The sequence below is a fragment of the Alkalibacterium thalassium genome (genome assembly GCF_900101165.1).
Taxonomy (GTDB): Bacteria; Bacillota; Bacilli; order Lactobacillales; family Carnobacteriaceae_A; genus Alkalibacterium; species Alkalibacterium indicireducens.
Map to the genome: position 1 here is coordinate 1 of NZ_FNFK01000051.1, position 13,902 is coordinate 13,902.

Consider the following 13,902-nt stretch of genomic DNA (forward strand, 5'->3'; position numbering starts at 1 on the left):
TCCAAAAGCAACCACATATGCCAGCGAAATGGCTGAAAATCATTGAGCTCGCACAGACGTATGTGCAAAGTGTCGCCTGATTTGGCACCTGATCCCGAAGTGGTCTACATCAGCACGAAAAAGAACATGAGCATTTGGCAAAGCGAACCCTTGACAAACCGAACTTTTGAATGGTTTAAACTGGTTAAATTCAAGGGTGTATTTGTCATGCCTTTGATTTGTCTACCGTCACCCTTGTGACCTTAACTGAAACCATTCAAGTGTTTGTCAAGGGCAAATGCGGCTCCGATTGGTATAGTCAGTGGGCCTTCACCACCTTTAATTTTTAGTTTTCATAAAAAATTTGACAGTTCCTAAATATTTCTATCCTTCTTTTATTCATCTATCTCCTCCTGTTAAACTGGTAATGATTGGACATCTGCCATCAGAACTTCTTGATCCTGAGCATTGGACAGTTAAATCTTGCAAAGTTTTTTTAATTTTTTCTAAATCTTTTATCTGCGCTTCAATCTCATCAATTTTTTGGACAGAGTATTGAAGTACTTCTTCAGAATTAACTTGTGTCTTGTCATCGGAAATGGAAATGAGTTGTTTAATTTCATTGAGAGTAAATCCTAACTCCTGCGAACGTTTGATAAACTTAATACGATCTACATCTTCTAAAGAAAAAATTCGGTAGCCAGCTCTTGTTCTAGGTGGTTCTGGAATGAGTTGCCGTTTCTCATAGTACCTTACTGTTTCGATATTGACATTGGACTTTTCAGCGACTTCACTTATTTTTAATCCTGTCATGCTTTCACCTTCTATTCTAATTATCCTCCCTGTACTTAGGTACAAAGTCAAGATTATTTTAACATGTAAAAAATAATCTTAGTTACCTACGGCCATTTTAATAAATCTTTTTCTTCCCCAATATCCCATAATCAATATACTGATCAATATACCGATAATACTAATGAACAATGACATATGAGGAAGTTGTGGGGTTAAAATTGCTCGTAATGCCTCATTCACGTAGACTAATGGATTTAAAAGGACAAGTACTTGAATAATGGGTGTCACATGCAAGGTATTCCATGAAAAGAATACAGATCCAAGAAACACTAATGGGATTAAAAATCCAGGAAACATGGCAGCAACTTGACTCGGTTTAATAATCGTTCCAACGAGTAAACCGAGCGTCGCAGAAGAAATTGATGCTAACAATATAACCACAAGTAGCAGCCCCCCCCCTGTAAAGTAAGTGTTAAATCTAAAGAATTTCCCATGAAAATTAAGGAAAGTGGTAAGACAATGAGTCCACCAATCCATGCCTCAATGATTCCTACACACATTTTCGCTAAGGCAACTACACCTACATTCACTGGAGCCATCAACCGATCTTCTATTTCTCTTGAAACATTAAAATCCATCGTTAGTGGAATAGCGGTTCCGTGGATTCCGGTTACTAAAATACTCATTCCAACGATTCCAGGAAACATTTGATTTGGAAATTCATTAGATACAAGTCCAATTCTTGGCAGAATATACCCATACAACAAGATAAGCATAAAGGGCAGCATCGCTACACGAAAAACAAATTCCCACTTATCCCGAAGTTGGACAAGCAAATCCCGCTTCACCATTGCCTTGAATGCTCCCCAAGAATTTTTTGTCTGTGTATTATGCTGTTCTGTCATCTTTTATACCTCCTTTACTTGTTAAATGGATAAAGACATCATCTAATGTACTTTTACTTAAACTAATTGTTTCCAATGAGGTGTCTAATGTTCTGATCCAGTCCATGATTTGATTGAAGTCAGGGTGTGCACTTTTTACATATAGTAGCAATTCTTCTTCTTTTACAACGACATTTTCGACTTCTGGTAATCGTTCTGCTTGTTGAGCAAATTCAGGAGAAAAATCAGAAAACGTTATGGATATAATATTATTTGCTGGAATTAATTCTTTCAACTCTTCCGTTGTTCCAATGGCTTGTATTTTTCCTTTATCTACAATAGCAATTCGATCGCATAATTGTTCTGGCTCTTCCATATAATGGGTTGTCAGAAAGATAGTAGTACCTGCTTTATTTAATGTTAGTATTTGCTCCCACAAAATAGCTCGATAAGCTGGATCCAATCCTGTGGTAGGTTCGTCTAGAAACAAGATTTCCGGTTGGTGCACCATTGCGCGTGCAATTTTTAGCCGCTGGGCCATTCCACCAGAATAACTTCGAACAAAATCATGCTGTCGGTCTTTCAGCCCAAACTTTTCTAGATACTCATCTGCGCGTTGGTTAGCGGTAGAGTCGTCTAATCCAAAATATTTAGCATGGTAGGTAAGATTTTCTCGAGCGGTTAGACCTTTATCAAGATTATTATGCTGAGCGACGACACCAATCTTTTGTCTTGCCCACGCCGGGTTTTCTAAAATTGGTCTATTGTTAATCAAAATCTCTCCAGAAGTTGGCTGCTTTTGGGTTGTCAACATACTAATCATCGTACTCTTTCCCGCTCCATTAGGACCTAAAAAACCAAAAATTTCTCCTTGTTTCACTTCTAAGTCGATTCCTTTCACAGCTTCAATTTTTCGGTTTTTAGAAATTAAAAAATCTTTTGTTACATTAATTGTCTGAAGAATGTTCTTTGTCACTTTACTTCCACCTCTCTTTTTTCTCCCCCTTTATAATACAGTCTGGAGTTAGGTACAGAGTCAAGGGTTAATACTTTTTCATATCTTCTTAATCAGATCCTAAAATATAACTTCTTACTCAGTGATAAATTCTAATTTTTTATAATTAGTGTAAGTTATGAAGGTAGGACGACCTAAATAGAATATAGAAAACACACTTTACTCATGTTATTCTAGTAAGGTGAGAATTTATAATAGAGTAGCAGAAAAAGGAGATTGTATTATCTGGAAGAAAGCAATCGCAGAAGTAATGGGTACATTATTTTTGGTGTTAATCGGGACAGGAGCAGTGGTCTTTGGGGACAGTATGCTAAGTATTGCTCTAGCATTTGGTCTTATCGTCATTGCAATGGCTTATAGTATCGGAACCATTTCGGGGGCTCATATGAATCCAGCGGTCAGTTTAGCTATGTTTTTGAACGGTCGCATGAGCTTTAAGGGATTCATCGTTTATGTGGTCGCGCAATTAGCTGGGGCAGTGGCTGGTTCAGTAATCCTACAATATATTCTTATCCAGTCAGGAAAAGATGCAACCAATCTAGGAGCGACTGTTTTAGCGGAAGGTTTAACTGTATCTGGTGAATTTATTATCGAGCTTATTCTAACTTTCCTTTTTGTTCTAGTGATTTTGACTGCAACAGGAAAAAATGGTGACCCCCATATGGCTGGTCTCGTTATTGGTTTGACGTTAGTCGCTATCATTTTGATGGGTGGAACGACTACAGGAATTTCTTAAAATCCGGCTCGTAGTTTTGGACCAGCTCTTCTTATGGGTGGAACAGCCTTATCGCAATTATGGTTATATTTTATAGCCCCTCTTTTAGGTGGTTCTTTAGCTGCTTTTGTTGCCAAGTATGTCTTGGACACTGAAGCATGTGCTCCTGGAGTGGAACAAGAAAAAGGTGAAGCAATTACATAATAAAAAAGAATCAGTAGCTTCTGCTATTGATTCTTTTTTTATTCGAGAATTTAAGTGGTTAATTTTCTTTTTGACCTAGCATTTTAATATAACTTTAATCGTTTTTATTCCCATCTAACATTTGGAATACACACATTACTAGAAAAAATTTGTCTCAGTTACTTCCCCTTTTACTGAATCGTCTCTCCAACCAGTTGAATATTTAAATATTCACTGATTTCTTCATTCGTTGGATAAGCACCGGTTTTAAAAATTTCTCCATCTAACACAGTAATTGGCAGAGAGTCTTGTCCTTCATTTTGCATGGTGTCTATGACGTTTTGATTTCGTACAAACGAATTAGGATTGGAAGCAAGATTGTAACGGATCATCATCACATCGTCTTCTTCTTTCACTTGTTTCATCACACCCGTAATACGTAGTAAATCCTCGTCTACTGAAGGACCACATACTCCAGTACTACAGCATAGGGCAGGTTCATAAATGGCTAACTTTTTCATATTGATCTTCCTTTTCATTTATTGTTGTATGACAAATACATCTTTCAGAACTTGAGAAAACACTTTGAAGGATTCCTGTTATCTCGGTAGATAATTCTCGATTCACCGAATAATGATGCCAAGTTCCTATTTTTTCTGTAACAATTAAATTCGCATCTCTTAATAGTTTTATATGATGGGAGAGAGTTGGTTGAGTAAAATCAAAGTGTTCAAGCAAATCACAGGCACATAAAGTATCGCAGGATAGTAAATCGAGTATCTTTACTCGGTTTGGATCAGATAAAGCTTTCATTTTTTCAGCAAATAATTCATAATTCATTTATATTCTCCTTTGAGATTATACAATTGTAGCAAGAACATCCTCTTTTAACTCAAAAGGACTCCAGTCGATGACCGCAAAATGTCCATTTGATAATCCATCGACACGTTGGATCCATTCTTCTTCCGATTTTGCACGAGCTAACAATGTTTCATTTGTAGTCCCTGTTGATAATAAACTGTTATTAACCACCCACCAAGTATGTGCAATACCTGCACGATTTAAATCTTCTTGCAGACGAATGGATTCATAGACAGGTGTATTTTCAGGTAATGTCACCATGACCACTTCTGTTTGGTTGTGATCTTGTAAAATAGGCAGGAGTCGGGTAATAGACTCTGGTATTTCTCCAGAAGTCCGTTCAACTTCCTTTGCGTAACTTTGAGAAGATTCTAAAAGTAAAAGTGTGTGTCCAGTAGGCGCAGTATCAATAACCACCACATCTGCTTCCGTCATCGAAACAATCTCAGCAAACTTTCTGAATACCGCAATTTCTTCTGTACAAGGTGAGTTTAGATCTTCTTCTACATAAGCTAAGTCCTCTTCTGACATCAATTCACTCGCTTTAGCTAAAACTTCATTTTGGTAAAGCTCTAACTCTTTTTTCTCATCAATATGACTAACTCCAAGAGTATCTGATTCATGCACAATATAATTTAAGTGAGCTGCAGGATCGGTCGTTGTTAAATGCACTTTTTTACCTTTTTCTACAAGACCTTTCGCAATGCTGGCTGCAATGGTTGTTTTCCCTACGCCACCTTTACCCATTGTAAAGACAACTCGTTTGTTTGTGTTGTATAAATCATCAATAACAGTTTGTAAGCGTGGGAACTCCTGAGCCTGCACTTCTTCATGCTTGATTTCAGGTTGTTCTTCACTAAGTAATAAACCGATACTTTCGATACTTGCAAGATTGTAAGGTCTTAATGGAATTTCAAAAGTAGGTAAGTTTTTAAGATTTTCAGGCATTTCACTTAAAGCCTCTTGTTGAATGTCATAGTATGTTTGAGAAATCGTATCTGTCGGATGTACTAAAAGACCATTCACAATCAGTTTTTGGTTTTCAACCCCTAATGCTCGTAATTCTTCGGACGCACGATTGGCTTCGACTAATGGTCCTTCTTGTGGACGAGTCACGAGGAGTAAAGTTGTCATTTCAGCATTAGCAAGCGTTTCTACTGCCAGGCTATAACTTTCTCTCTCTTCATCTAAACCAGATAATTGACCCATACAGCTTGTGCCAGTTGTATTTTCATCAAAGAAGTTTGTCCAAGCAGAAGGTAATTGTAAGAGTCTTAATGTATGGCCGGTAGGTGCTGTATCAAAAATGATATAGTCGTATTGGTCAGATATATCAGGGCTTGTTAAGAATTTTGCGAACTGATCAAAAGAAGCAATTTCTGTCGTACATGAACCACTTAATTGTTCTTCCATATTTTGTACCGCAGCGTCTGGCAGAATTCCGCGATAAGGACCCACAATGGATTCTTTATATTCTTCTGCAGCACTGACTGGATCAAAGTTAGCGACGGTTAAGCCAGGAATTTCTTCAATTTCTGTTCCGTTATCATCTAACTCTCGTTCAAAAACATCTTGTAAATTACTGGCAGGATCTGTACTCACTAATACAACTTTGAAACCATCATTCGCTAATTGAATGGCTGTTGCACTAGCGGCAGTTGTTTTCCCAACGCCACCTTTACCTGTATAGAATAAATACTTAGTATTAATATGTTTTTTTGGATTAAAAATTTCCATTCTATTTTCCACTCCTTTGTTAAACTATTTGGGGGAATGATTGATTTTTTTCAACAATCAATGACCTATATAGATGATTGTCTATGTACAGTGTAAAAAAGCGAGTCATGTGACAAAAAAACTTGCAATAGTTCACTAAATTTCATATACTTCACTTACATAGAAGGTTGTCTATGTACTAAATATAGATAACTATCTATATTTAGTCAAGCCATCTTATCATTTTTATTTAGTTCATTTTATCTAGGGGTTATTAGGGATAGTTTTTGAGAGAGACACCTATTTATCCACCCCTTTTATTCAACTTTAAGTAAATAGTAAATGAATACCTAACTATCAGGAGGAGTATTACACATGAGAAAAATAAATTACAAAGATATCACTAATCAGCAACTAATTGATGTTCGAACTCAACACGACTACCAAGCGGGACATCTTAAAAATTCCCTCAATCTTAACCCAGGGAACTTCAAAACGTATGCCACTTATTATCTTGATTTAAACCAACCCGTTATTTTTATCGTTGGATCTGAGGAAGAAGGTCATTTAGAAGAACTTTCTGAGTCCGCTAATGAATTAGGTTTTAATCAAAAAAATGGTTATCTTTTGATAGATGAAGTCCCCAAAGAAGACTTACAGACAACGGAAACTATCCTTGCTGAAGATTTCCTGAATAAATCAGATGATTTTATATTGCTTGACGTCAGACATCCAGACGAAATTACACGTCCAGCACCTGAAAAAAATTTGGTTAATATTCCATTTGAGGATTTAGTTAATGATTATCAATCACTGGATACGAGCAAACAAATTTTTACGCTTTGTGGATCTGGTAACCGAAGTACTGCAGCGGCTTCTTTCCTTGAATCAAAAGGATTAAATCCTAAAGTAATTGAAGGCGGAATGAAAGCCATTCAAGAAATTGGTAAATAATAAATTATAAGATGTTTTCAAAAAAATGGCTTTGCAGATCCTTACAGGAACGGCAAAGCCATTTTCTTATCTTATTATCGATAAAGATTGCTGTAACAAGTATTTAAAGCGCATTTCAATTCGAAAGCAAGGTCATTGTCCGTTTAAAAGTGCTTAAACGTGCATGTAGAACCATGTAGAACATCAATTTTTCCAATTGCCCAATTTTTACCCTGCACAACACGATAATTTTGAAATATCATTATTATAACCAAGCGTTGCCAGTTTCAATCCTTCCACCATCGTTAGATAGGGAGCCATTGTGTCTGTTAAATCCTCGATTGTTAGCCCAAATTTAACAGCTAATGTTCCTGCATAAATGACTTCACCTGCATTTTCAGCGACGATATGAACGCCTACTATTTGTTGATTTTGAGTATTGACAACAAGTTTGATTAAACCAGTTGTATCATGATTAGCTAATGCCCTTGGCACATTATCTAAATCTAGGATTGATGTTTTAACATCTATACCTATATCTTTTGCTTGTTCCTCTGTTAACCCAACTGTACCTACTCCAGGATTTGTAAATATTACTCCAGGAACAGCGGATAGATCGATCTGTTTATTTAAACCACCAATTGCATTATCTGCTGCAATCTTGCCTTCATATGCTGCTACATATACAAATTGAGGGCCTAAGGTAACATCTCCTGCCGTATAAATCCGATCATTGCTTGTCTGCCCATATTCATTCATTAAAATTTCATAGTTTTCCCCGACATCAACACTAGCGGCACTTAAATTTAAGGCGTCTGTATTCGGACTTCGACCGGTCGCAACTAATACTTGGTCAGACTCAATCATTTTTTGAATACCGTTTTTAGTGAGTGTTAGTTTTTTAATATCACCGTCTTGTACGATATGGTCATAATTTATACCCGTAATAACCTGTATGCCTTGTTCATGCAAGGCTTTTTCGACTGCTGCCGAAACTTCTGGATCATAATCTTTTAGTAATTGTTTACTTCTCTGTACTAATGTCACTTCGGCACCTAAATTGTGGAATAATTGACCGAGCTCTAGCCCAATATAACCAGAACCAATAACAGTCAATCTTTCTGGAACTTCTTCTAGCTCTAATAAAGTTGTACTCGTTAAATAATCGACATGTTCAATTCCAGGAATTTCAGGAATGAATGAAGTTGCACCTGTTGCAATTAAAAAGCGTTTTGCAGTTAATTTTTCTCCATTTACTTCTATGGCATTATCCGCAATAAATTTTGCTTCACCTTCAATTAAATCAAAACCATACTCGTCAATTAAATCAATATATTTTTGCTGACGTAGTTTATCGACTAATTCATCTTTTTGTTTTACTAATGCTTTTAAATCAACTTCTCCAGCTGTTGTTTTTAATCCATTGAATGGATTTTCTTTAACTAACTGATTAATAGAACCTGCCCGAATTAGCGTTTTAGAAGGAACGCAACCAATATTCACACAAGTTCCACCGATTGTATCGCGCTCAACCATTCCTACTCTCGCACCATATTCAGTCGCTTTAATGGCCGCTGAAAATGCTGCACTTCCAGAACCAATAATCAGAAAATCATAATCTTTTCCATTTTTAAGTGCCAACACGGGTTGAGAAGATATTTCTTCAATTTTTTCTATCTGATAATTTGTTTGTTCAATCGCTTTTTTAATATTTTTAATTTCGACAGTGTTAGCTAAATCAAATTCTGTTTTTCCTTGATGATAACTCGTTTTTATATCTTTTGCACCAATGTTTTTAAGTGCCGTTGTCACATGCTCTTCACAACCTATACAAGTCATACCCTGAATACTTACCTTATATTTCTTCATACGGAAACTCCTCTATTCATCATTAATTAACATTTCAATAATCGGACATGCATACATTTCTTTCTCATTTGGACAACATTCTTTTAAGTCGCCTAACATTTTTTCAATCCGTTTTAAATCTTCTATTTGTTTTTGGACTTCTGCTTGCTTTTGAGAGACAAAATCAAACATGTTTTGGCAACGAACACTATCTTGATCGACCACACCGAGCAATTTATAAATTTCTCTTAGAGAAAAACCGAGATTTTGTATTTGTTTAATAAATTTTACTTGTTTAATATCCTCATCTGAATACAATCGATAACCAGAATCTGTACGAGTTGGTTCTTCTAATAATTTTTGGTTTTCATAATATCGTATTGTTTCTTTGTTAACGCCGCTTTTTATGGCAAACTCACTAATAAGATACATTATTTTTCACCTCTATACTATTATAAACCACGTACTATGATACATAGTCAAGGTATATTAATATTTTTAAGAAAACTTACTCTTTTAATTTTCTGTTAAAAGTCATTATATAAATTCAATAGATTCTATTTTTGCAAGAAAATCAAATAGTTAATAATCAAACGAACGTTTGACTATCTCCTCATGGAGGATGTATAATATCTACACCATAATCAAATGAATGTTTGAATGAGAGGTGAATGAAATGACTGAAGTCTGCCAAACGACGATCATACATCCTGAAAAAGTAGATGTAGTAAAAAATAAATTAGAAAATAAAAATTTATCGAATTTACTTGTGTTGGGGAAATGTTTTAGCGACCCTTCAAGGATTAAAATTTTCTATGCTTTAGAAACTTTCAAAGAAATGTGTGTCTGTGATTTAGCGGAGATCTTAGACGCTAGTATTGCCACGACGTCACACCATTTGCGCTATTTAAAAAAGCAAGGCGTGGCGAAATCACGTAAAGACGGAAAAGAAGTCTACTACTCGTTAACGAATGAAGAAATCCTTTCGACTATTCGTATAGTTTTAGACATGCCAAACAGCTTATCTTTGACGTCTTAGTTTGGAGGAGAATATTTTGTTACAAATTATTTTTTCAGCGATCGCTGTGTATATTTCAACCAGTATCGATTATTTATTTATCTTACTGATTATTTTTTCTCAAAGTCAGACAAAAAGAGATCTTCGTCAGATTTATTTAGGTCAATATCTTGGGACAGGTATTTTAGTAGCCGTTAGTCTATTTGCTGCTTATGTGCTGAATTCTATTCCCCAAGACTGGATCATTGGACTGCTCGGACTCATTCCCATTTATCTGGGCATCCGAGTCGCTATGGGAAGCGAAGAAGAAGCAGAGGAAGATGAAGTCGTGGAGAAGTTAGGGTCCAGAGGGTCTAACCGTTTGTTTTGGGCTGTTGCTTTAATTACGATTGCTTCCGGTGGGGATAATTTAGGAATTTATATTCCTTACTTTACCGCTCTATCTGTTTCTGAAATTATCCTTGTTTTAGTTGTATTTGCTATCTCCATCGCGGTACTCTGCTATATCAGTTACCGATTAGCAAAAATCTCTTTTGTTGCTGAAACGTTAGAGAAGTACGAACGAATTATTGTACCTATTGTATTTATTGGATTAGGAATCTTTATTATGCTAGAAAACGGGACCATTCAAACACTATTCGGTTTATAAGGCTCGTTGTTGAAAGGAAGAAAATGATGAATGAAGTTAACACATCACATAAGTGGCTCTTAGAAGGAATAGATTGCGCCAATTGTGCTGCCAAGATTGAGAATGGCGTGGCTGAAATAGATGGAGTCATGAATAGTAATGTGAATTATATGACCCAGACATTGAGTTTCGATCTTGTCGCAGAAGATGATGTAAAAACACTTTCTTCGGTTAAAACTAAAATCAAAAAATTAGAACCTAATATCACCCCTCTTATAAAGGCAACAGGTCAAGAAGTAGGAAAAGATAAAGTTCTCCAACCCGAAAAAACAGTTCGAAAGCAGAGTCACAACAAACCAGATAATTGGGGCATTCAATTAACCATAGGTCGCTTAATCCTTGCACTTACAGTACTTCTGATTGCAAATTTTGCATCAGTCGCCCCTTCCCTTTCCTTTGGTTTGTTTGTGGTCGCTTACCTTGTTGCCGGCTATGATGTTATCTGGCGAGCGATTCGGAATTTATTTAATGGACAAGTCTTTGATGAAAACTTTTTAACGTAATTCCGAAAGAAGTCTCCCACTTCTAAGCGTATGGGTGCGAAGCACCAGTGAAAGTGGGAGATGAATTTCGGTCAAGCGATAGCTTGAAGTGGTTAATGTCATTCTCATTTGGTATACTTTATATATAGACGATAACCAAGTCTATATAGGCGACAACCAAGCCTACTGAGTATTCCTTGGCGTTAGCCAAGTAAAAGAAAACCTATGAGGCAGGGACTGCCTTTTGAGCCTACCCATATCCGATTCCTCTGTCTGCATGAAACCTGTGCAGACAAGAATGGAGTTCGTAGGAAGCCCCCACTTCAAAATCCGGAGGATTTAAGTGGTGGGTAGTTCACTGACGATCGCTACACTTGCTGCCTTCTATGTGCAAGAATATCCTGAAGCAGTAACCGTCATGCTTTTCTACCAAGTAGGAGAGCTTTTCCAAGATGTGGCTGTAAACAAATCACGTCGCTCCATCGCAGATTTGATGCATATTCGTCCTGATTATGCCAATGTGAAATTAGCAGATGGCAGTACTCGGCAGGTTTCCCCAGAGTCAATCAAAGTTGGCGATACGATTTTAGTGCGTCCAGGAGAAAAAGTCCCCTTAGATGGAAAGGTGATCGTCGGCTCTTCTGCTATGGATACCTCTGCTTTAACGGGTGAGTCAATGCCTCGAAGTGTTGAAGAAGGTGACGATGTTTTAAGTGGTTTTATTAATAAAAACGGCTTGCTAGAAATAGTGGTTGAAAAGCCATTCTTAGAATCAACCGTGACGAAAATTCTTGAGTTCGTTGAGAATGCGAGCAGTCGTAAAGCACCAACCGAACAATTCATTACGAAATTTGCTCGTTACTACACTCCGATCGTGGTCATTTTAGCGGTCTTATTAGCTGTTCTTTTACCATTAATTATTCCTGAAATGACTTTTAACGATGGCGTTTATCGGGCAGCCATTTTCTTAGTTATTTCTTGTCCTTGTGCCTTAGTTGTTTCTATTCCTGTCGGTTTCTTCGGTGGCATTGGTGCTTCTTCACGTAAAGGTATTTTAGTGAAAGGTGCCAACTTTTTAGAAGGTTTAAACGATGTCAAATATGTCATCATGGATAAAACAGGTACCTTGACCAAAGGAAAATTTGAAATTACCGATATAGAAGCTTCAGAAGGCTTTAGTGATGAAGAACTCTTAGAACTAGCAGCTTATGCTGAAACCCATTCTTCGCACCCTATTGCGGATTCCATCAAAGAGCGTTATGGGAAAGAAATTGATGAACGCCGAATTGATGAATACAATGATATTTCAGGACATGGAGTCCAAGCGATTGTTGATGGAAAAGAAACATTAGCAGGAAACGCAAAATTAATGGCCAAATATAGTATTCCTTTTAAAGCAGTAGAGGAAGTCGGAACGATTATTTATCTAGCCATTGATGGAGCCTATGCTGGTTACCTTTTAATTGCCGATACGATTAAAGATGACGCTGCAGAAGGCATTGCCTTAATGAAAGAAAAAGGCGTCGAACACATTATCATGCTTACTGGTGATTCAAAAGCGGTGGCCGAAGCTGTTGGGAATAAATTAGGGATTGATGAAATCTACTCGGAACTTCTTCCGCAAGACAAAGTGAAGAAAATGGAAGGAATTATGGCGTACAAAAACAAAAAAGAAAAAGTCGCTTATGTAGGTGACGGTATCAACGATACGCCCGTACTGGCCCGTTCAGATATCGGGATTGCGATGGGTGGCTTAGGATCAGACGCAGCCATTGAAGTGGCGGATATCGTTATCATGGACGACAAACCTTCTAAGATTGGAACGGCTATGCAAGTCGCCAAAGATACTCGCCAAATTGTCTGGCAGAACATCATTCTGGCTCTGGCCATCAAAGGGGTATTCTTGATTTTAGGTGCTTTTGGTGTGGCTTCGATGTGGGAAGCAGTCTTTGCAGATGTTGGTGTAACGGTTATTGCTGTATTGAACGCCATACGTGTTTTGAGAAAATAAATGTTAATACTGTCAGGTGTTAAGAATTAAATAAAAATAGTGAATATTAAAGGACGAGAACGCAATTTGCATTGCTCTCGTCCTTTTTTGTTTGATAATGATTAACCAATTAATCCTTTTTTGAACCTTCTTTAAAATCAAGATTGATGTTATCAAATATTCAGAGAGCATTTCAAATCGAAAGCAAGGTCATTGTCCGTTAAATCGTCTCTAAATCACTTACTAATAACAGTAAAGTTTCATATTTATTACTTCTAGAGTACTTCTTTTACAAGTTCTAAAAGAAACTTAAATTTCAAGTTTAAGTTAGCCATTTGAAAATAAAAACCATTACCCTTTTCTAAGTAGTAATGGAATTGGTAATGGTTCGTATCATTTACGAGTTCTCGATAAAACAAAAAAGCCCCACATCAGGAATAAGAAATTCCCTAGTGGAGCTTTGTATCTAAAATGGAGTTGAGGGGGGGCTCAACCAAGCCCCTTCACATCAACGTTTATAGTGCTATAGTAATGGTTTTGGTAATGGTTTAGACTAAATTTTCACGCATACGCCTATGTTTTGTGAAGAAAAAGCCTTAACCACACTTTAGAATTTCTACTCTATTTGAAGTATATTTTATGCTACATCACTAGTGTTGCATAAAACTTAGAATAAATGATTTTCATACATTGTTACTTTCATCACAAGTAGTTTTCGTTAAAATTTCAAAAAAAGTCAATTGCTGGCGCAAGGGATGACTTTTTCCAGAAATTTTTAGGGTTATTCAGTTGTGG

At 36.7% G+C, this 13,902-nt stretch carries 14 protein-coding genes and 1 pseudogene; 6 read left to right on the forward strand and 9 right to left on the reverse strand.

What is annotated here, in order from left to right:
• Window positions 1–378: 378 nt before the first annotated feature.
• The 4 genes from BLR76_RS09190 to BLR76_RS09200 all read right to left on the reverse strand — a co-directional run bounded on the left by BLR76_RS09190 (window position 379) and on the right by BLR76_RS09200 (window position 2,634).
• Window positions 379–792, reverse strand: a complete 414-nt coding sequence (locus tag BLR76_RS09190; RefSeq protein ID WP_091268358.1) for a MerR family transcriptional regulator — start codon at window positions 790–792, stop codon at window positions 379–381.
• A 78-nt stretch (window positions 793–870) separates the two neighbouring features.
• Window positions 871–1,215 (reverse strand): ABC transporter permease, encoded by a 345-nt coding sequence (locus BLR76_RS12050; protein WP_218121429.1) that lies wholly within the window; start codon window positions 1,213–1,215, stop codon window positions 871–873.
• Window positions 1,200–1,679, reverse strand: a complete 480-nt coding sequence (locus BLR76_RS12055) for an ABC transporter permease (RefSeq protein WP_218121430.1) — start codon at window positions 1,677–1,679, stop codon at window positions 1,200–1,202. Before BLR76_RS12055 ends, BLR76_RS12050 begins: the two co-directional genes overlap by 16 nt.
• Entirely contained in the window at window positions 1,663–2,634 is a 972-nt protein-coding gene (locus tag BLR76_RS09200; RefSeq protein ID WP_091268360.1) for an ABC transporter ATP-binding protein, read from the reverse strand. The genes BLR76_RS12055 and BLR76_RS09200 overlap by 17 nt, the downstream gene beginning before the upstream one ends.
• Window positions 2,635–2,860: 226 nt before the next feature.
• On the opposite strand from BLR76_RS09200, the pseudogene BLR76_RS09205 reads away from it, so the two are divergent.
• Window positions 2,861–3,592 (forward strand): annotated as a pseudogene (locus tag BLR76_RS09205) (MIP/aquaporin family protein).
• A gap of 170 nt (window positions 3,593–3,762) precedes the next feature.
• Here the strand turns inward: BLR76_RS09205 and arsD are convergent.
• The 3 genes from arsD to arsA are packed head-to-tail and all read right to left on the reverse strand — an operon-like array spanning window position 3,763 to window position 6,169.
• Window positions 3,763–4,092, reverse strand: a complete 330-nt coding sequence (gene arsD, locus BLR76_RS09210; RefSeq protein ID WP_091268362.1) for an arsenite efflux transporter metallochaperone ArsD — start codon at window positions 4,090–4,092, stop codon at window positions 3,763–3,765.
• Window positions 4,070–4,411 (reverse strand): ArsR/SmtB family transcription factor, encoded by a 342-nt coding sequence (locus BLR76_RS09215; protein WP_091268364.1) that lies wholly within the window; start codon window positions 4,409–4,411, stop codon window positions 4,070–4,072. The genes arsD and BLR76_RS09215 overlap by 23 nt, the downstream gene beginning before the upstream one ends.
• A gap of 18 nt (window positions 4,412–4,429) precedes the next feature.
• The gene (arsA, locus tag BLR76_RS09220; RefSeq protein ID WP_091268366.1) at window positions 4,430–6,169 is read right to left on the reverse strand and encodes an arsenical pump-driving ATPase; all 1,740 of its coding nucleotides are present in this window, start codon (window positions 6,167–6,169) and stop codon (window positions 4,430–4,432) included.
• Between the two features lie 354 nt (window positions 6,170–6,523).
• On the opposite strand from arsA, the gene BLR76_RS09225 reads away from it, so the two are divergent.
• Window positions 6,524–7,102, forward strand: coding sequence for a rhodanese-like domain-containing protein (locus BLR76_RS09225; RefSeq protein ID WP_091268368.1), 579 nt, complete (start codon window positions 6,524–6,526; stop codon window positions 7,100–7,102).
• Window positions 7,103–7,309: 207 nt separating this feature from the next.
• On the opposite strand, the gene merA is transcribed toward BLR76_RS09225, so the two are convergent.
• Window positions 7,310–8,950, reverse strand: a complete 1,641-nt coding sequence (gene merA, locus BLR76_RS09230; protein WP_091268370.1) for a mercury(II) reductase — start codon at window positions 8,948–8,950, stop codon at window positions 7,310–7,312.
• A 12-nt stretch (window positions 8,951–8,962) separates the two neighbouring features.
• Window positions 8,963–9,364: a mercury resistance transcriptional regulator MerR gene (gene merR / locus BLR76_RS09235; RefSeq protein WP_091268372.1), complete on the reverse strand. Its 402-nt coding sequence runs from the start codon at window positions 9,362–9,364 to the stop codon at window positions 8,963–8,965.
• A 241-nt stretch (window positions 9,365–9,605) separates the two neighbouring features.
• Between merR and BLR76_RS09240 the strand changes: the two genes are divergently transcribed.
• The 4 genes from BLR76_RS09240 (at window position 9,606) to BLR76_RS09255 (ending at window position 13,128) form a co-directional block, all read left to right on the forward strand.
• Window positions 9,606–9,968: an ArsR/SmtB family transcription factor gene (locus tag BLR76_RS09240; RefSeq protein WP_091268374.1), complete on the forward strand. Its 363-nt coding sequence runs from the start codon at window positions 9,606–9,608 to the stop codon at window positions 9,966–9,968.
• 16 nt (window positions 9,969–9,984) lie between these two features.
• Window positions 9,985–10,596, forward strand: coding sequence for a CadD family cadmium resistance transporter (locus BLR76_RS09245; RefSeq protein WP_091268376.1), 612 nt, complete (start codon window positions 9,985–9,987; stop codon window positions 10,594–10,596).
• 26 nt (window positions 10,597–10,622) lie between these two features.
• Window positions 10,623–11,138 carry a cation transporter gene (locus tag BLR76_RS12265; RefSeq protein ID WP_245683075.1) on the forward strand — a complete coding sequence of 172 codons (516 nt, stop codon included), beginning with the start codon at window positions 10,623–10,625 and terminating at the stop codon, window positions 11,136–11,138.
• A gap of 325 nt (window positions 11,139–11,463) precedes the next feature.
• A complete protein-coding gene (locus BLR76_RS09255; RefSeq protein ID WP_245683076.1) occupies window positions 11,464–13,128 on the forward strand; it encodes a heavy metal translocating P-type ATPase in 1,665 nt (554 codons plus the stop codon).
• Window positions 13,129–13,902 lie beyond the last annotated feature (774 nt).